Origin of the sequence: Actinoplanes derwentensis (assembly GCF_900104725.1) — a bacterium.
GTDB classification, from domain to species: Bacteria; Actinomycetota; Actinomycetes; order Mycobacteriales; family Micromonosporaceae; genus Actinoplanes; species Actinoplanes derwentensis.
The window spans coordinates 7,523,095-7,542,148 of record NZ_LT629758.1 but is presented as its reverse complement, the minus strand read 5'-3'; the positions used below and the strand labels follow the sequence as shown (position 1 = coordinate 7,542,148).

General features: G+C 65.6%; 12 protein-coding genes and 1 pseudogene. 3 read left to right on the top strand and 10 right to left on the bottom strand.

Translation table 11 applies throughout. The features are described 5' to 3' along the window. Positions 1-7: 7 nt before the first annotated feature. Positions 8-670 (bottom strand): GNAT family N-acetyltransferase, encoded by a 663-nt coding sequence (locus tag BLU81_RS33340; protein ID WP_092550321.1) that lies wholly within the window; start codon positions 668-670, stop codon positions 8-10. Positions 671-826: 156 nt separating this feature from the next. Here BLU81_RS33340 and BLU81_RS33335 point away from each other — a divergent pair, with 156 nt between their 5' ends. Continuing rightward, a complete protein-coding gene (locus BLU81_RS33335) occupies positions 827-2,131 on the top strand; it encodes an aminotransferase-like domain-containing protein (RefSeq protein ID WP_092550318.1) in 1,305 nt (434 codons plus the stop codon). Beyond that, complete coding sequence (locus BLU81_RS33330; protein WP_092550314.1) at positions 2,128-3,102, top strand: D-alanine--D-alanine ligase family protein; 975 nt, start codon at positions 2,128-2,130, stop codon at positions 3,100-3,102. Before BLU81_RS33335 ends, BLU81_RS33330 begins: the two co-directional genes overlap by 4 nt. A gap of 280 nt (positions 3,103-3,382) precedes the next feature. Here BLU81_RS33330 and BLU81_RS33325 read toward each other — a convergent pair. The 9 genes and pseudogenes from BLU81_RS33325 to rpmH form a co-directional block, all read right to left on the bottom strand. After that, positions 3,383-3,932 (bottom strand): annotated as a pseudogene (locus BLU81_RS33325) (hypothetical protein); the annotation flags it as partial. A gap of 5,082 nt (positions 3,933-9,014) precedes the next feature. Then, positions 9,015-10,052, bottom strand: coding sequence for a ParB/RepB/Spo0J family partition protein (locus BLU81_RS33315; RefSeq protein WP_092550311.1), 1,038 nt, complete (start codon positions 10,050-10,052; stop codon positions 9,015-9,017). After that, entirely contained in the window at positions 10,049-11,008 is a 960-nt protein-coding gene (locus BLU81_RS33310) for a ParA family protein (RefSeq protein WP_269461117.1), read from the bottom strand. The genes BLU81_RS33315 and BLU81_RS33310 overlap by 4 nt, the downstream gene beginning before the upstream one ends. Before the next feature lie 602 nt (positions 11,009-11,610). After that, positions 11,611-12,306 carry a 16S rRNA (guanine(527)-N(7))-methyltransferase RsmG gene (gene rsmG, locus BLU81_RS33305; RefSeq protein ID WP_092557993.1) on the bottom strand — a complete coding sequence of 232 codons (696 nt, stop codon included), beginning with the start codon at positions 12,304-12,306 and terminating at the stop codon, positions 11,611-11,613. 50 nt (positions 12,307-12,356) lie between these two features. Next, positions 12,357-12,878, bottom strand: coding sequence for a Jag family protein (locus tag BLU81_RS33300; protein WP_373873376.1), 522 nt, complete (start codon positions 12,876-12,878; stop codon positions 12,357-12,359). A 222-nt stretch (positions 12,879-13,100) separates the two neighbouring features. Next, positions 13,101-14,126 (bottom strand): membrane protein insertase YidC, encoded by a 1,026-nt coding sequence (yidC, locus tag BLU81_RS33295; protein WP_092550302.1) that lies wholly within the window; start codon positions 14,124-14,126, stop codon positions 13,101-13,103. Continuing rightward, complete coding sequence (yidD, locus tag BLU81_RS33290; protein ID WP_092550299.1) at positions 14,123-14,386, bottom strand: membrane protein insertion efficiency factor YidD; 264 nt, start codon at positions 14,384-14,386, stop codon at positions 14,123-14,125. Before yidD ends, yidC begins: the two co-directional genes overlap by 4 nt. Then, positions 14,383-14,739 carry a ribonuclease P protein component gene (gene rnpA, locus BLU81_RS33285; RefSeq protein WP_092550296.1) on the bottom strand — a complete coding sequence of 119 codons (357 nt, stop codon included), beginning with the start codon at positions 14,737-14,739 and terminating at the stop codon, positions 14,383-14,385. The genes yidD and rnpA overlap by 4 nt, the downstream gene beginning before the upstream one ends. Before the next feature lie 36 nt (positions 14,740-14,775). Continuing rightward, positions 14,776-14,913, bottom strand: coding sequence for a 50S ribosomal protein L34 (gene rpmH, locus BLU81_RS33280; protein WP_092550293.1), 138 nt, complete (start codon positions 14,911-14,913; stop codon positions 14,776-14,778). A gap of 551 nt (positions 14,914-15,464) precedes the next feature. On the opposite strand from rpmH, the gene dnaA reads away from it, so the two are divergent. Further along, positions 15,465-17,303, top strand: coding sequence for a chromosomal replication initiator protein DnaA (gene dnaA / locus BLU81_RS33275; protein WP_269460937.1), 1,839 nt, complete (start codon positions 15,465-15,467; stop codon positions 17,301-17,303). Positions 17,304-19,054: the final 1,751 nt, after the last annotated feature.

Below are 19,054 nucleotides of genomic sequence, written 5' to 3'. Positions count from 1 at the left end.
TTCTCTCTCAGTTCTCGGCTGATCTTGTGGCTGCCACCGGGCGGACCGGGCGCAACAGGGTCTCCGGGCTCATCGAGCCGAGCAGTTTCTCCAACGCGTACTCGACGTCGGACTTCCAGGACAGGGCCGTCCGCAGCTCCAGCCGCAACCGCGGGTACCGGGGATGCGGGCGGACCGTCTTGAACCCCACCGACAGGTAGAAGTCGACCGGGGCCAGACACGCCGACGACTCGTCGGTCTCGTCGGGTTTGGCGTCCCCGAACGCCTCGATCGCTTTCACGCCACGTTTGGTCAGGTCCCGGGCCACGCCCTGGACGAGCATCCGGCCCAGGCCGCCGCCGGCGAAAGCGGGCACAACCTTGGCCGTGGTCAGCAGAGCCGCGTCGGCACTCACCGGTGAGGTCGGGAACGCCATCGACCGCGGCACGTAGGCGGGCGGCGCATACATCACGAAACCGGCAGGCATCCCGTCGACGTAGGCCAACTTGCCGCACGAACCCCACTCCAGCAGCGTCTGCGACACCCACGCCTCCTTTTCGAGGCCGGGATCACCGGTGGCACAGGCGCGCTCCGCGGAGACGGGATCAAGCTCCCAATAGATGCACTGCCGACAAGGCCGGGGCAGATCCTCGAGAGTGTCGAGGGTGAGATTGACCAGGCGTCGCGACATCCGGGACCCCTTGCAGCTCGATCACAGGACATGAACCGGAGCGCCGCCGCGCCCCGCCGAATCTTACGTCGCAACCACCATGAACGGGAGCAGGTCGGGCAAGTGCCGGGCCGGTCTACGATCGTTTCAGTCTTTCTTTTAGAAGAGGTGATTCGCATGACCGGCACCACCCAGGACGATTACACCGATCGGTACGCCCGACGGGTCCGCGGCATGACCACGTCCGAGATCCGTGCCCTGTTCGCCGTCGCCAGCCGCCCCGAAGTGGTCTCGCTGGCCGGCGGGTCGCCCTACATCGCCGCGCTACCACTCGACGCGGTCGGCGAGATGCTCGGTGAACTGGCCGCGCAGCAGGGCGCCACCAGCCTGCAGTACGGCATCGGCCAGGGCACCATCGAACTGCGCGAGCGCATCTGTGAAGTGATGACCCACTCCGGCATCGTCAACGCCTCCCCCGACGACGTGGTGGTCACGGTCGGCGGCCAGCAGGCTCTCGACCTGCTCGCCAGGGTGTTCCTCGACCCGGGCGACGTGGTGCTCGCCGAGGGGCCGACCTATGTCGGCGCACTCGGCGTGTTCCAGGCCGCCCAGGCACAGGTCCGGCACGTGGCAATGGACGCGGAAGGCCTGATTCCGGCAGCACTCGAGGAAGCCATCGCGCGGACCGACGGCCGGGCCAAGTTCCTCTACACGATCCCGACCTTCCAGAACCCGGCCGGTGTCACCCTCTCGGAGGAACGGCGGGAGCTGATCCTCGACATCTGCGAACGGGCCGGGCTACTAGTCGTCGAGGACGACCCGTACGGGATGCTGTCCTTCGAAGGCGATGCCCCGCTGCCGCTGCGGGCCCGCCGTCGCGAAGGTGTCTTCTACTGCTCGACCTTCTCCAAGACGTTCGCGCCCGGGCTGCGGGTCGGCTGGATCCTGGCCCCCCATGCGGTACGCGAGAAGCTGGTCATGATGAGTGAAGCCAACGTGCTCTGCCCCAGCGCGTTCGCTCAGGGCGCCGTCACGAGGTATCTGACGACCATGCCGTGGCGGCAGCAGATCAAGGTGTACCAGGAGATCTACCGGGAACGGCGCGACGCCCTCCTCGGTGCCCTGGAAGACCTGATGCCGGTGGGTACCACGTGGACCCGGCCGTCCGGCGGGCTCTTCGTCTGGGCCACCCTGCCCGACGGACTCGACTCGAAAGCGATGATGCCGCGGGCCATCGCCGCCCGGGTCGCCTACGTGCCCGGCACCGGCTTCTACGCCGACGGGACAGGCCGGTCCAACATGCGGCTCAACTTCAGTTTCTCCGCCCCCGACCGGCTGCGCGAAGGCGTACGCCGCCTCTCCGGGGTGATGGAACAGGAACTAGCGATGCGTGCCGTCTTCGGTGAGGCCGGCCTTCACCCCGGCCCGCAGCGCCGTCGTGGTCCGGCCGCCGCGGACGTTCCCGGCCCCGACTTGGCATGATCACAACCATGGGTACGCGTGACGATCTGCGAGTTCTGGTCCTGGCCGGTGGACTGTCCTACGAACGAGACGTGTCACTGCGATCGGGGCGCCGGGTGCACGACGCGCTCCGGTCCATCGGCATGACCGCCGAACTGCACGACGCCGACGTCGCCCTGCTTCCCTCTCTGCAGGCCGACCCGCCCGACGCCGTGGTGATCGCGTTGCACGGCGCCAGCGGTGAGGACGGGTCGCTTCGCGGGGTGCTCGACCTGTGCGGGGTGCCCTACGTCGGTCCGGACGCGCGGGCCGCCCGGCTCGCCTGGGACAAGCCGTCCGCCAAATCGATGCTTCGCGACGCCAGGATCCCCACCCCCGACTGGGTGGCGCTGCCGCACGACCGGTTCTCCGAACTCGGGGCCGTATCGGTGCTCGACCGGATCGTGTCCCGGCTGGGGCTGCCGCTCATGGTCAAACCTGCCCAGGGCGGATCCGGGCTGGGGGCATCGGTGGTGCGCGACGCTGCGGACCTGCCGGCGGCCATGGTCGGCTGTTTTGCGTACGACTCGACGGCGCTCGTGGAACGGTACGTGCCCGGCACCATCGTGACCGTCTCGATCATCGACCTCGGCACCGGACCGGAAACCCTGCCGATCGTGGAGATCGTGCCGCGGGACGGGGTGTACGACTACGCCGCTCGCTACACGGCCGGACTCACCACCTGGCACGCGCCGGCCCGGCTGCCTGACTCGGTCGCCGCCCGGGTCTCGGAGACGGCGCTGGCCGCGTACAAGACTCTGGGTCTGCGGGATCTCTCCCGGATCGACGTGATCGTGACCGAGGACGGCCAACCGCACGTGCTCGGGTGCAACGTGTCGCCCGGGATGACCGAGACGTCGCTGCTGCCGTTGGCGGTGCAGGCGGCCGGGGTGGATCTAGGGGCTGTCTTGAGTGCACTGGTGGGGCGCGCGGTGGCTCGTCAGGGTCACTGAGCGGAGCGGTTCACGGCTTCATTACGGCGCGACGGCCCGGCGGGATTCCGCCGGGCCGTCGCGCGTTTCGTGGTCTGCTTTTCGCTTCCATGCCCGTCCACAGAATTTCTTGGCCTCGGTCTGGTCCAGCCTTAACTCGGTCCGGCCTGGCTTCGGTCCGGCCTGGCTTCGGTCCGGCCTGGCTTTGCTCCGGCTTTGGCCTAGTCGACATCGCCCAGCGTCGACGGGCGGTCGGTTTCCGTCGTCGTCGGAACGTTCAACTTGCCGGACGACTCCCACGCGATGTGTGCCGGCTCAGCGTTCGCCGTGCCACCGAAGTCGGCGAGCCAGGCGGCGACAAGAGCAAGACTCTCCCGCCACTGCGATTCGGGTACGACCGGCAGGATGTCGTCCCAGAGCGACAGGAACGTACCCCGCAACTGCAGTCGCCCGTACGGCCGCGCCAGGAACCACATGTGCAGGTGCGCACTCCCGTCGCCCCACCGGTTCACGTGAACCCGGGCCACACCGTCGAGCGAGCGAATGGCGCGCTCCAGTCGAACCGTCATCACGCCGAGCTCGGCGGCCAGCAGGTTCGGCAGGTCACCCAGGTCGAGGTGCGACCGGCACTCAAGGATGAGAACCATGGGCAGGCCGGTGGGCCGATCCATCGCGCGGACGCGCCACCGCTCACTGACCCAGATGTACGAGTCGTCGGCCGTCCCGCAAGCCACACAGTCGGTGCCGTCCTCACCGCTGCGGGGCGGCTCGACATCAACCGGTGCGGCGAGTTTCTTGACCCGCATATCGCCTTCGAAGGGAAAGGACGGCCATCGAGTGAAGTCAGGCAGGGGGGTGGTGTTCTCAGACACGACGTGACCTTAGCCCAGCCCACGACAGCCTGTCCCGGATCAATTTCGCACGACGGAGGTACCACCTCACGTTGACAGCCATGAAGATCCCACCTCGCCCACCCCAACCCAAAAGTTATCCACAGGAGTTATCCACAGGCTCCCGTGTTTCACGTGAAACTCGACGTAGAACGCTTGCACACCCTGTGGATAGAGCAGTGGACGAAGCCCACAACATCGGCGTCGTTTCACGTGAAACGACGCAAGACCCACCATCAACAGCCGCCACACACAGGTTGTGGATAGTGGCCATCACGCATGTCTCCAACCACACCCGAACGACCACTCTCACATTCACGTCCCACCGCACCCCCGTCGGCGGATCCCCCAAAACAAGCCCGCCGCTATCCACAAACGTCCATCACCCCCCAACCGCTGTCCATCAAGCCCCGACTCCACCCACCCACCCAGTCACCCCTAACTCCAGCCACTCACCGACCGCCCCGACTGTCGGTCCAGCCCACCAATCCCGAACACCCACCGAGACAGACCACTGACCCCGACGCCGACCCCGATCGCAGGGTCAGCCCGTCAGCCCGTCAGCCCTAACCGCCCGGTCCAGACCATCAGCCCTAACCGCCCGGGCCGACCGCCGATCCGAGCCGCCCCTGCCCGACCGACCGCCAATCCCAGCCCGACCGCCGATCCCAGCCGTCGGGCACGACCGGCTTGTGTCGGTAGCCGGCTCGACCGACACGGTGGGCCTCGGCTACCGCCTTACAACGCGGCTGACTTTCGGTCCAGCCACCCCCAACTCGTCCGTTCTCAAGTGCAGTAGTCCCTCAGCCCGACCGTCTCTAATCCGCCGAAGTCTCGCCACACCTACGGCTCGCTTCACCCCCACCGAGTCCCACGCATCCAAATGCCGCTCTCCTCCTCGCCACAATCTCGACAACCGACGAGCATTCATAAGCCGCATCACCACGTCCGACGATTCGGGCCCGAAGCAACCTCGAGACCCAACCACCTGGCACCCGAGTCGGCCCACATACACCGCCCGCCAGCATCCAGACCCTCAGCTGGCTCCGGGCATCCCTCAGCCCCCGAACCGCAAGTCCTCCGTCACTCCGGAACACAGGCTCCGCGGCACCCAAAGCCGTGAGTTGCTCGGCGCACCAAGACGTAAGCCGCCCTCCGCAACCCGGGCTACAAGCGCCTCGCTCCTCGGTCTCACCACCAGTCTCGGAGCGCCCAGTCCTAACTTCAGCCGTCTTGGTCCTCACAGACGAACCACGGCAAGCGGCGAATCGCCCGGGATCACGGCCTCAGCGGAAGTTCAACAGGCATCCTCAGAACGACGGCCAACGGCAATCAATCGCCTTTCCGCTCCGATCTCGGCAGCCAACAACAGCGGCCTACGAAGCAGTTTTCCGCCAGATCCCCGCAGATGCGCTTCACCCGAAACCCGTCCCGGTGCAAGGCGAACCCACTTCGCCGCTAGGCGAGGCCCCGCCCACACCACTACCCAACGCCTATGGCCACGCCCACACGTGCCCATCTCAGAAGTCCCACCGCCACCGCATTCTCGCTGCCCGTCTTGGTCAGCCCTTCAGATCCAGGCACGCAAAGTTCTATAGCGCTCGGCTAGGTCCGAGTTTGCAAAGGGTCAAAGCAGGAAAGATCAACCACCATCAAGTCTCTCGGCGAGAGGAGCAGGCACCCGTTCCTTCTCCGCCCACGCCAACTGACCAATGTTTCACGTGAATCCACGACCGCCCCGACCCACAAAACCTGAACGGCCGGCACCCCGGCACCCCGGCACCCCGGCACCCCGGCACCCCGGCACCCCGGCACCCCGGCACCCCGGCACCCCGGCACCCCGGCACCCCGGCACCCCGGCACCAGATTCTTTGCCCAAAGCGTGCCGGGCACGGTCTTCTCTCTACAGACCGGCAAAACGACCCAAGCTCAGTGGCCCGGCTAGCACCAGGCAAAGGCTCTCAGCCCCGATACCTGGGCCACTCTTTTGCGACGCAAACGGCATGCCTGCTGCCACAGGGATTCCTTCAGGGTTCCGCTAACTGCCGCTGCCGATCTCCGGTCACCCCAACGGCCGGTCGATCATCAGGCTCCAGGCGCTGCAGTGCTCCAGACAGGCCCTTGCAGTTCCTGAACTGGCAGGCTTTGGAATAGCGCGACACCGCCACATCAATAGCCCGATCAGCCCGCGTTGGTCGGGTGGTAACAGCTATGCAAGATCAGCCTGGATCCGGCACCCACACCACCAAAGCGCCCTCGTCCTTGCTGCCGCGGCTGGCTGGCCAGTGTCCCGGATTGTCGCCGCCTTTCGGGCAACCCCTTCACAGCACGGTGACCTCACTAGCTTCCGGCAGGCCGATAGCCGTCGTCCCCTCGAGGAAGTCCCCGATCAGCGCCGGGCTCACTCCCATTGGATCCGGCCGCCCAAGTCGCCCCTCCCAGACAGGATCCAAACTTTTGAGCCCGGAATGACGCGGACCTTGCCACGTCCTCATTACCCGGATCTGAGGTCTTCACGGCTCGGGCTCGCTTGACTGCTCCAGTCCAGGCTCCGGGCGGAGGAGACGACATCTGAAGCCTCGGCTACGGCCAGGTTTCATGGGTTGCGCCGTTTCACGTGAAACGGCGCAACCCATGTTCTAAGCAACGAAAGCCAGAAGGGCACCGGGCACCGGGCACCGGGCACCGGGCACCCCTAAACTTGCCGTTTCACGTGAAACAAGCGGAAGGCGTATAGACGTTTGGCGGCGACAACTGAAGCGCGGGCGCCTATGGCTTGTAGGCCACTTGATCGATGACAGCGGAGCCAAGCCCCCGCGGTCATTTCCGTCAACACCGCGTTGGCTCACGACTTGAGACGGGTCGTTCGTCTGCAGATCGCTGGTGGTTCTCCGGAGAGGTTGGACTTCGATCTTGAAAACCACCTCTGAAGCTCGGCTGAAAGTGCGAGTGAACGGCCAGGAAGGGCGCGCGCCGGAGGTAGGCCAGTCGACTCAGGCGAGATCGAGTTAATGGGATCAGACCAGCCAACAGGGCCGAGGTCCGGACATTAGGCACCAACAGCCGGAGCTGAACCATCCGGGCAACGGATGGTCATTCAAGACTCACCGGCATGGGTCTCGGCATCATTCCGGAACCTGCGGGCCTTGGGCTGCATTGGTGGACCTACTGGAAGATCGCGGTCAGTCGCAGGTTAGCCCGCTTCCGTCCCCGATTCTGCAGACGGCGGAGGACTCGTCTTTGGGTTGCCCACGACAATGATCTTCGAGTAGGCACCGAGGGGATCTTTGGTATGCCGCACATGGGGGAGAAATCCACGCCGGCGGGCGACGGGCGACGGGCGACGGGCGACGGGCGACGGGCGACGGGCGACGAAGTGTTTCACGTGAAACGGGCGTCGGCTGCTGGCTGTCTGCAGATGATGGGCGAGCGGATCTAGCCGGTCGCAGTGGCAAGACCGGCCTTAAGAAGTCCGGCGTGCCATTCGCAACTTGGGCACTGAGCAAGCCGATCTTCGCGGGGCTGATGCTTATCCGTCCTGAACTTAAGGACATGGGCCAGAACACCGTCGCTACTGCGGACGTTTCACGTGAAACCTTGGGAGCCCAGGTGATGAGGTCATGGTCTTAAGTCAGTGGACTGATTTAAGACCGGTCCCTTCACTCCCGCGAGCCGCGAGCCGCGAGCCGCGAGCCGCGAGCCGCGAGCCGCGAGCCGCGAGCCGCGAGCCGCGAGCCGCGAGCCGCGAGCCGCGAGCCGCGAGCCGCGAGCCGCGAGCCGCGAGCCGCGAGCCGCGAGCCGCGAGCCGCGAGCCGCGAGCCGCGAGCCGCGAGCCGCGAGCCGCGAGCCGCGAGCCGCGAGCCGCGAGCCGCGAGCCGCGAGCCGCGAGCCGCGAGCCGCGAGCCGCGAGCCGCGAGCCGCGACGAGATTGTGGGGTGCCGTGAGTTCGATCCGCGTGTATGCAGTTGGATCGAGCCGTGGGTGTGCTTGTTCAGCAGCTTGCGCACAGCCTGGGCACGAGGCCGTTGGGCGGGAGCTCGTGATCCAGGGTTGGCAGCAGGCAATCCGGTTCTGCTCCAAGACTGCAGCGTTCGCGCGTTCATTGAACCGCATCCGCACAGGGCGAGGTGGCTGCGCCTTGCTCCCGATCCCGTTCACTCAAAAATCTGAAGAGGACAGGCAAGCACCGGGCAAGGGCTGGCGGGCAGTGTCAAGGGGAGCGCTGACGATGGAGGTGCACCCGGAAACGGACACTCCATCCACGCTGATGCCGAGAAGGCTGAGGTGCAACATCAGTTCGTGACTTGGAACGGCACGGGCCGGCCAACCGGGCACGTTGAGCCGAGATTGGTAACTCGAGGCGGAAGAGGTGGGAAGTACCAGCAGTAGCGATCGAGATCGGGAACGTCGAGCAAGACCGTCAAGGCCCGAGGGCTGATTTACATGGCTCTCTACTTCGGGATGTCCGGAGAACTGACAGCCAGATTCAAATGCCCACAGATGAGCGAGCGAGCCCGACAAACGGAGCCGCGCAAGTGGCTACGTTGAGGTCGACCTAGCAGGTTCACTCCAAGAGTTGGATGCAACCCAACCCCGTGCCAGGATCTTGCTCGCTGGTCTTGTCGTGGCAGCTGTTGACTTTCAGTCTTCCGGTGACGATAAGTCCACTTGCCCGAGTCGGGGCGGGGCGAACGCGTAAGAAGGGCGCCAGCCAACGGCGGCAACAAGATTGGAACGACGGCTACAAAATGAGGAAGTCTCATCATGGGAATCTTGACGATCGAGCGATCCGCAGGAGAGTTGTCAAAAGACAGCGCCACCAAATCAGGAAACCGACGAACCGCTAGAAGCGGTAAAACTTCGCGTTGTCCATCAGAACGCCGTTTTAACTCCAAAAGAGGCATCTGAAACTGCCGAAGCAGCAGACGATCGGGGATCTGAAATCCCAGGAGAATCGTTCTGACAGAACCGGGTGGGGACGCCTGCGAGCGAGAAACAGAGAAGGCGCGTGATAGATCACGCGCCTTCGAGTTCGGGGAAGGGCTACTCCGCCGGCTCGTCTCCGTCGCGGGCTGCGCCTTCCTCTTCGACACCGATCATGCCGACTATCCGTTCGAGGTCGTCCACCGTGGCGAACTCGATCGTGATCTTGCCTTTGTTTCGGCCGATGTCGACCTTGACTCGGGTGTCGAAGCGGTCGGACAGCCGTTCGGCCAGATCGTTCAAGGCCGGTGCGTGGACCTTGGCTCGTCGGGCAGCGGCCGGCGTTTTCACCACCGTGTCGTCGGAGGCCGCCAAGTGCACGATCTCCTCGGTGGCCCGAACCGACAGTCCTTCTTTGACGATTCGCTCGGCGAGCGCGTCTTGGGCCGCACTGTTGTCGAGCCCGAGCAGTGCCCGAGCGTGCCCAGCCGACAGGATGCCCGCGGCGACTCGGCGTTGCACCGCAGCCGGCAGGTTCATCAGCCGGATGGTGTTGGAGATCTGTGGACGGCTGCGCCCGATCCGCCGAGCCAGCTCCTCGTGGGTCGCGCCGAACTCTTCCAGCAGCTGCTGGTAGGCGGCCGCCTCTTCCAGCGGGTTGAGGTTGGCCCGATGGATGTTCTCGAGCAGCGCGTCCCGGAGCATCGCGTCGTCGGGGGTGTCCCGGATGATCGCGGGAATCGTCTCTTTGCCGACGGCCTGCGCGGCACGCCACCGGCGTTCACCCATGACCAGCTCGTACCGGCCGTCGCCGAGGTCACGAACCACGATCGGCTGGAGAAAGCCGACTTCCTGAATGGAGGTCTTCAGCTCCTCCAGGGCTTCCTCGTCGAAGACATGCCGCGGCTGTTTGGCGTTCGGTTCGATGGCCGAAACCGGCAGCTCGGCGAACCGTGCCCCAGGAACCGGTGCCAGCTGCACCGGTTCGTCGTCGAAGACGGGTGTTGCAGGCTCCGCCAACGCCACCGACGGCAGCCCGACCGGGGAATCCACGACAGGCGCGGAAAGCACCTCGACGGAACCCGCCGTATCCACGAGAGGTGTCGTGGGAATCAGCGCTCCCAGGCCACGGCCTAGGCCGCCCCGCCGGTTCTTCATGCCGCCCCTCCAGTGTTGACTCCACGCACAGCGAGTTCCAGAGCCGCCTCGAAGTAACTCGTGGCGCCTCGTGAACCCGGATCGTAGGTCAACACCGACTGGCCGTAACTCGGCGCCTCCGACACCCGAACGTTCCGGGGAATCACAGCGTTCAGCACCTTGGCGCCGAAGTGGTTCCGCACATCCTGCTCCACCGCATCTGCCAGACGAGTACGCCGGTCGTACATCGTCAACAAGATCGTAGAGACATCGAGGGTGGGATTGAGGTGCTGACGCACCAGGTTGATGTTGTTGATCAGCTGATTGAGACCTTCCAGCGCGTAGTACTCGCACTGAATCGGGATCAGCACCTCCTGCGCCGCACAGAGTGCGTTGACCGTCAGCAGGCCCAGCGAGGGCGGGCAGTCGATGAAGACGTAGTCGAACTTCACCGGGTGACCGGCGATCGCCCGGGCAAGACGGGACTCCCGAGCCACGACCGACACCAGCTCGATCTCGGCGCCGGCCAGGTCAATGGTCGCCGGCACGCAGTACAGGTTCGGAATACCGTCGACCTGCTGAGCGACCTCGGCCAGCGGCACGTTGTCGATCAGACAGTCGTAGACGTCCGGTACACCGGCATGGTGCGGGACGTTCAGCCCGGTGGAGGCGTTCCCCTGCGGGTCGAGGTCAACCACCAGCACACGGTTGCCGTGAAGCGCGAGCGCCACGGCCAGATTGACCGTCGTGGTCGTCTTCCCGACGCCGCCTTTCTGATTGGCGACGCAAATCACCCGGGGGTGGTCTGGGCGCGGCATGATGATCTCGCCGCTCGGGTTGAGGATCTGCACAGCTCGCAACGCTTCCATGGCAAGGGGCGGATCGTCCTCATCCATGCCCGGCGTTTCACGTGAAACATGCTCGGTGGACTGAACCGGCGCCTCCGGAGATGGAGAGACGGCGGTTTGGTTAGGCAGAGGCGTGCCATACCCGTACGCAGGCGGAAGTTCGTATCCCCCCGCCCGAGAAGGACCTGCCGCGCGAGAAGGCGGGGGACCGCCAGCAGGTGGCCCCCCAGCAGCGGAAGAGCCTCGGGAAGGCCCTCCCACGTGGGAAGAACCCCCCGCGTGAGAAGCACGTGGCTGTGGAATGTTCTGGTCGCCGGCGTGCAGTCCGCCCACGCTCATTCCCGACGGCCTGTCGAGAGGCGACTCGGTTTCACGTGAAACACCGTACTCATGCACCGCTTCATCCCTGAGGTCAGAAAGAGGTTGGCCGGCAGAACGTGCCCTCTGGCAAGGGAGAACCGGACCACACTATCGACATTCGGCCAGCCTACGGGTGTCGGGCACGTGTCGCCATGGTCGTCCGTCCGTTCCGGCGAGCACAACGTCGTTCCATCGTCATCCAAGAAAGCCCCAAAAACCATGACACCGGGCACAAGGGCAACCCCAAGACCCAAATCAAACTCTTTGGGGTACGGGTGGAACAGCGGCAGTGACGACACGAACCCCTAGACGACTGTTAACACCCCTGGCGGCGCCGCTGGGAGCCCAGGACATCGAACTGGACCTCAGGGCTACCGCCGACGTGGCTTTCGACGTGACGGAGCCTCACGCCGAGCTTTCCCCGGAACGACGTGCCGCTCTTTGATGATCTCCACCACTGTCGTGGGCGGATCGATCAATCCGACCCCACACAGATGGATGACCGCTTCTCCACCACCGAGTGACGAGACGAGGTCCTGATTGGCAGCGATCTCCTCGGCTGCCGACGAACCCTTCATGGCGAGCAGCCGTCCGCCGACCGACGCCAGCGGAAGACACCAACCGGCGAGCTTGTCGAGCGCGGCGACGGCCCGAGCCGTGACCACGTCAGCTCCGGGCAGGTCGACCTCTTCAGCCCGGCCCCGGACGACGGTCACGTTGTCCAGTTCGAGCGAGGCGACCGCCTCGTCCAGGAAGACGGTACGGCGAGCGAGCGGCTCCACCAAAGTGATCACGAGGTCAGGCCGGCTGATCGCGAGCACCAGACCGGGCAGCCCGGCCCCGGAACCGACGTCGATCACCGACGCCCCGGACGGAATGAGGGAACCCATCACCCCGCAGTTGACGAGGTGACGTTCCCACAGGCGAGGCGCCTCTCGGGGACCGATCAATCCACGTACGACGCCATCGGTGGCAAGTAGAGACACGAAGCGCTCGGCCAGCTCAAGGCGCTCGCCGAAGATCTCCGTGGCGGAAGAGGGAACGGGGAAAGACGACGGCCCGGGCAGTGTGACGCCCGGGCCGGAGTCCCCCGCGTCGTGGCGGGACTCGATCACAGTCAGTCCGCCGCCCGCACCACGATGCGCCGGCTCGGCTCGACGCCCTCGGACTCGCTCTGCACACCGGAGATCGCGTTGACCACGTCGTGCACGCACTTGCGCTCGAACGCGGACATCGGCTCCAGGCGAACCGGCTCGCCGTGCTCCTTGACCTTCTCGACGGCGTTCCGGGCGACCGCGCCGAGTTCCTTGCGCCGGGTGGCCCGGTAGCCGCCGACGTCGAGCAGGAGCCGACTGGGTGAACCAGTGGCCCGGAAGATCGCCAGCCGGGTGAGTTCCTGAAGGGCTTCAACGGTGGCGCCGCGCTGACCCACGAGCGGCTGGAGACGGTCACCGACGACCTCGACCATCGGACGGCCCGCGGAGACCAGCTCGTCGATGTCGCCGTCGTAGTCAAGGATGTCCAGCAGACCCTCGATGTAGTCCGCGGCGATCTCGCTCTGGCGGAACAGGTCACCGTCCGAGGCGACGCTCTCCGACTTCTTGACCTCGGTCGAGGCACCGGCAGCCCCGGCTGACACGTCAGCGGAGGTGGATGCGTCAGCGGGAGTGGACGCGGCGGCGCTAGCCGGCGCGTCGGCGGCAGGGGGAGTGCTGGTGTCGGTCACGGTCTCATCTCCGTTGTCGCTCGGGCCCGACCGGAGTCGGTCCGCTGTTTCCCGCGCCGGCCGCGTGCACGTCGACTCGGGGAGGTCTGTGGGCCAAGAGGCGCGCCCGGGTGCCGAAAAGGCCCCGGGCCGCGATCATCCCTTGGGTTTGTTCGCCGGTCGGGTGCCCTTCTTGGGATTCACCGGTTTGGCACCCGGTTTGGGCGCGAGTGCCTTGGTGTCGACCACCGGGCTCGTCGGCTCGGGCGCGGGCTTTCGGCCGAAAAGGCCACCGGTGCGGGCCGGCTGAACCGGGTTCTTCGCACCACTGGTGGTCTTGGTGCCGGCGGCCGGGCGGGCCGGGGTGCCACTCTTGCCGGCCATCTGCGGCGGCGGGAACTTGCGGAGCACCCACTGCTGCTGGCCCAGGGTGAACAGGTTGTTCGTGACCCAGTAGATGACGACACCGATCGGGAACAGCGCACCGGAGAAGAGCAGCGTGAACGGAATGCCGTAGAGCATCAGCCGCTGAATCATGAGCTGCTGCGGGTCCTCGGCCCAGCCGGTCTTGAGGATCATCTGGCGCTGGGTGAGGAACGTGGTGGCCATCATGACCAGGACCAGGACGGCGGCGAGGACCTTGACCGTCGTACCGTCGGCGTTCAGGGCGGCCAGCTCAGCGGCGGTCGAGCCGAACTTGGCACTGATCGGGGCGTTGAACAGGTGTGCCACGGCGGCGCTGTCGAATTGCTCGAGCGGCCAGCCGTACAGCTGCTTGTTCTCGTCGGAGATCGTCGGGTCGAGGTGCTGGAGCACGTGGAACAGGCCGAAGAAGACCGGGATCTGCAGGAACATCGGAAGGCAGCCCATCAGCGGGTTGGCCTTCTCGACCCGGTACAGCTCCATCATTTCTTTCTGGAGCGTCTCCCGGTCGCCCTTGTGCTTCTCCTGGAGGGCCTTGACCTTGGGCTGCAGCGCCTGCATCGCGCGCTGGCTCTTGATCTGCTTGACGAAGACCGGGAAGAGAATGACCCGCAGCGTCACGACCAGGAAGAAGATCGCCAGGATCCAGGCCCAGTTGGTGCCCAGGACGCGACCGTCAGGTATGCCGATCGTGTCCCACAGCGAATGCCACTGCAGAAGGATCCACGAGATGGCGTAGTAGATCGGACCGAGACTCAATCTAAAGCTCCAGTCACATCGGCAGGACGGTGACGGATCGGGTCAGGCACCGGGTCATACCCGCCAGGGTGGAAGGGATGGCATTTGAGGAGCCGCCAGATCGCCAGGCCTGTACCCCGAAAGGCACCATGCCGAGCCAGAGCCTCCTGGGCGTACGCGCTGCACGACGGGTAGAACCGACAGCGTGCCGGCAGCACCGGACTCAAGTATCGACGGTACGCGACGACCACTGCCGTCAGGAGCCGGGCGGCCAGGCTCATCGGGGCCGCCGAGGTCTACGGGCCGCAGTGAGCGCGCTCTCCAGGTCAGTGGTGAGGGTGGCGTACGAGGCTTCAGCCGACGGCGGAAGCGCCCGGACCACCAGAGAGGCACCTGCTGGAAGGTCGCTGAGGAGCGGCCGGACGAGGTGCCGGAGTCTGCGGCGCACTTTGTTACGGACGACCGCGTTGCCCACCGCTTTGGATACGACGAAGCCGGCGCGCGCCGTGGAGGCGCACGCCGGCTCATCGATAAGCAGGTGAACGACCAGAGTCCCGCGGCCGGCTCGACGGCCACCACGGATCGCTGCGGCGAAGTCCGCGCTACGCCGCAGTCGTTGCGCCGCGGCAAGCATGACTACCTGGACATTCCGACCCGACTAGCGGGCGGCTCAGGCCGACAGCTTGTCGCGGCCCTTGACACGGCGGGCAGCCAGGATGGCGCGGCCGGCACGGGTGCGCATGCGCAGCCGGAAGCCGTGGGTCTTGGCACGCCGGCGGTTGTTCGGCTGGTAGGTGCGCTTGCTCACGTGAGAACTCCGATTTCCTGCTACGACTTTTGGGGGCATCCGCTGTAAGACGCCACTTTATCAGAGCGCGGCGGAGCAACCGCCCAACCCTACTCAGGGCCATCCGGAGGGTCAACCATATCCTGGTCCGGCACGTCGGCTCCGAGGTGCGTCCGGGGGCCGGCGCTGGTCGTTCCGTGCACCAAGTGAATCTTTTCCCGCGACCGGGCGCTGGACGCCCGGAGCCACAGTTGTAACCCGCCAGTCAGCGCTGTTAGCGTGCGCGGTTGCTGGTCTCACCGGCCGTTCGCGACCCGCGAAGCGACGGCCAAAACCGGACAAGCAGGTGGATCGTTCGCCACGGTGGAGCCTGTTTACCGCCCGCGTCACCACAGGCTTCGATGAACCTGCCGACCATCCGGCCGGGAGCGGCCATCGGCACTGCCACGGGTTGTGGATAACCTGTGGATAGCCGGTTGGCACCGTGCATGTTCAGCACGTTGACTGTGCTGGGTTGGCAAGAGGCCGAACAAGGCCCACCGGGGGTCAGTGGCGATGGGGGTGGCGCGGCGGTGGCCGATCAGGTGGACCTGGGCACGTTGTGGCGTGAGACGTTGGACGAACTCTCCGACGAGATCGCGTCACGGCAGCAGCGTGCCTACCTTCAGTTCACCCGGTTGCGGGCGATAGTCGAGGACACTGCTCTCCTATCGGTTCCGGACACCTACACCCGAGACATCATCGAGTCCCGGTTGCGCCCGGCGATCACCGAGGCCCTCACCAAGCGGCTGAACCGGCCGATCCAGGTCGCCGTCACGGTCCGCCCTCCGGAGGACGGTTCCGGCATGCCCGGCACGGTCTACGGCACTCCTTCCGAGCAGACGCAGCAGATGCCCGAGGCACAGCCACGGCACTACGCGGAGGCCGGTCCTTATCAACCGGAGCTGCCGGCCTACCCCGGTCCGCAACGGATGCCCGACCCGCCGTACCAGCAGCAGGCTTTCGGCCCCACCGAGCACGTGCCCGAGCCGTACCCGACGGGTTCCGCCCAGCACTCGGCACCGCAGGCTCCGTTCTCCCGCAGCGTCCCCACCGGCCAGGAGGCGCTGTTCGCCGACCCGATGCCGCCGGCCCCGTCCCAGGTGAACCGGTCACCAGCTGCACACCCCACCGAGAACGAGCAGCCCAACGACGCGGTCGCGCATCGGATGGCGGCCGACGCCGCGCAGCGCCGGGACAATCAGCGTCATCCCGACGACCGTCCGATGCAGGGGCCGGACCGTCGCGACGACAGCCCGATGCGCGCCGGCGACAACGGCCCCGGCCGGCCGCCGATCGATCTGCGCGGCCCCGGCACCGCGCCGCGCCCCGGCGGGCAGGACGGCAACCGGCTCAACCCGAAGTACATGTTCGAGACGTTCGTCATCGGCTCGTCCAACCGGTTCGCACACGCGGCGTCAGTGGCGGTCGCCGAGTCGCCGGCGAAGGCGTACAACCCACTCTTCATCTACGGCAGCTCCGGCCTGGGCAAGACCCACCTCCTGCACGCCATCGGTCACTACGCCACCACCCTGGGGCATGCACGTTCGGTGCGCTACGTGTCGACCGAGGAGTTCACCAACGATTTCATCAACAGCCTGCGAGACGACAAGACGCAGGCGTTCCAGCGGCGCTACCGCGACGTCGACATCCTGCTGATCGACGACATCCAGTTCCTGGAGAACCGCGAGCGCACGCAGGAGGAGTTCTTCCACACCTTCAATACGCTGCACAACGCGAACAAGCAGATCGTGATCAGCTCGGACCGCTCACCGCGCCAGCTGGCCACCCTGGAAGACCGGATGCGGACCCGCTTCGAGTGGGGCCTGCTCGCCGACATCCAACCGCCCGATCTGGAGACGCGCATCGCGATCCTCCAGAAGAAGGCCGCGCAGGAGCGCATGTACGCCCCGAGCGACGTGCTGGAGTTCATCGCCTCCCGGGTCTCCAACTCGATCCGCGAACTCGAGGGCGCCCTCATCCGGGTGACCGCGTTCGCCAGCCTCACCCGTTCCACGGTCCAGCTGTCCCTGGCCGAGGAGGTGCTGCGGGACTTCATGCCCGACGGCGCCGGCCCGGAGATCAACGCAGACCAGATCATGGTCTCGACGGCCGACTACTTCGGCGTCTCCCTGGAGGACCTGCGCGGCCACTCCCGCAGCCGGGTCCTGGTCAACGCCCGCCAGGTCGCCATGTACCTGTGCCGCGAACTGACCGACCTCTCCCTCCCGCGCATCGGCCAGGCCTTCGGCGGCCGCGACCACACCACGGTCATGCACGCCGACCGCAAGATCAGGCAACACATGGCGGAGCGGCGGTCCCTTTACAACCAGATCGCGGAACTCACCAACAGGATCAAACAGAACACCTGACGCCGTACGTTCCACGGCCCCTCAAGAGCACCACGGGGCCTCGCCCCGTGCGTGCAGGCAGGCGTCTGGTCCCGCCATACGCCCCACCGCCGGGCGGTGCTACCCCATCACCGCTACCCCAACCCCACGCCCCGCATGGTGCCCCTGGGCTCCGATCCAAACCTCAGCTCACCACACACCCAGTTCCCGCCGTCTCCGTGGTGACCTGAGGCCCGATCCAAACCAAAGCTCACCACAATCCCGGTGCCCGCCATCCGCGTGGTGACTTGTGCTCCGATCCACACCTCAGGTCACCACATACCCGGTGGCCAGCTTTTTCGTGGTGACCTGGGGTCCAGTCCGAACCAAAGGTCACCGCACACGCCCGGTCAGCGGCTGGCTGAGTGGCTCCCGGGCGTTACCGGCAACCTGGCGTCCGTTACCGGCAGCTTTTGGCATCCGGCTGGAACGGCAACGGCTCGCTGCATGCCGGGCAGAGGTGCGATCCGCGCCCCAACTGACCACACGCTGCTGTGTGGCCCGCTGCTGTGTGGCCCGCTCCCGCGTGGCCCGCTCCCGCGTGGCCCGCTCCTGCGTGGTGACTTCGGGCTCGATTCGCACCTCAAGTGGCCACACACCCGGCCGCGGGCGACTGCGTGGTGAGGTGGGGTCCGGATCGAACCAGAAGTCACCACGCAGCAGTGGGCTGGAGCGCGGACCGCCCCTGGACACAGGGAGTGATGTTGGGTGTGGATAAGTCTCTGACCTGGACGGGAACTCGATTTACCAGGGGCGTTGGAAGACTCAGCTGTTGTTCCACGTACCCGCTGGGAAGTAAATCCACAGGGAGTGGTCTGGCGACCCGGGCCCACGCGGGTTTCGACTGTCCACAATGGTGATCACGCAGGGACGCCCGTCAACGGATCAAGGGCCGATTCGTAGTTACCCACAGGCTGTCCACGAACGGGTTACCCAGCTCTGACCTGCTGCTTCCCGCGCGTTCACGACTTATCCACGGGTAATACACCGGGTTATCCACAAGTTATACCCAGATCAACTCGAAAAACCAAAAATATAGACGCTAATCAACGCCTAGTTTCAGGAGTGATCGACAGGGTTTTGTCAACGTCGGGACGGGTCAGTTTCGTGCCAACGTTATCCACACTAATCCACAGGCGTCCACAGGCTGTATCCACAGGCAGTGGATATCTCCTGACACCGTTATCCACAGATGTGCGGCGACCCTGTGGAAATCGATGTGGACAGACACGGAGGGTGATAGTTGATCTCACAGGTTGTGGAAGCCTGTGGATATCCTGTTGAAGGTTCTGGGGACGACGGCCCGGACCCGTCCCTGCGTTATGCACAGGGCGGGGGATAAAACCGGTGGATATCCTGGGGACAGCCTGTGGACAGCGGTGGATAACTGCCCTCAACGGCAGTGGCTGTGGACAGAGGCCCCGAGTTATACCCTGGTTTCCCACATGGAAGTCACAGGTGGATAACCCTCTCACCAGCACAAACTCGGGTTTTCCACAGAATCCACAACACCTATGATTACGACTAGTTATCTCTTCTAAGAGAACAAAAACCAATAATCAGCGTTGTGGAAGGTGTGGAGGCTCGGTTCGGAGCTCGTCGGGGCCGAGGTCGGCAAGCACCGAAAGCAAGGGCCTGGAGGCTTGGAGTCCTCGCCCTTGGCCGTGTAAGAAGCCGGACCAGGGCCGGGCACGCGCAAGTACCGCCGGAGCCATAGAGTTCAGTGGGGTCCA

Bases quoted from the DNA above. Each gene is read 5' to 3' on its own strand.
- BLU81_RS33340 (WP_092550321.1), bottom strand. From the start codon at position 670: ATGTCGCGACGCCTGGTCAATCTCACCCTCGACACTCTCGAGGATCTG.
- BLU81_RS33335 (WP_092550318.1), top strand. From the start codon at position 827: ATGACCGGCACCACCCAGGACGATTACACCGATCGGTACGCCCGACGG.
- BLU81_RS33330 (WP_092550314.1), top strand. From the start codon at position 2,128: ATGATCACAACCATGGGTACGCGTGACGATCTGCGAGTTCTGGTCCTG.
- BLU81_RS33315 (WP_092550311.1), bottom strand. From the start codon at position 10,052: ATGAAGAACCGGCGGGGCGGCCTAGGCCGTGGCCTGGGAGCGCTGATT.
- yidD (WP_092550299.1), bottom strand. From the start codon at position 14,386: ATGAGCCTGGCCGCCCGGCTCCTGACGGCAGTGGTCGTCGCGTACCGT.
- rnpA (WP_092550296.1), bottom strand. From the start codon at position 14,739: ATGCTTGCCGCGGCGCAACGACTGCGGCGTAGCGCGGACTTCGCCGCA.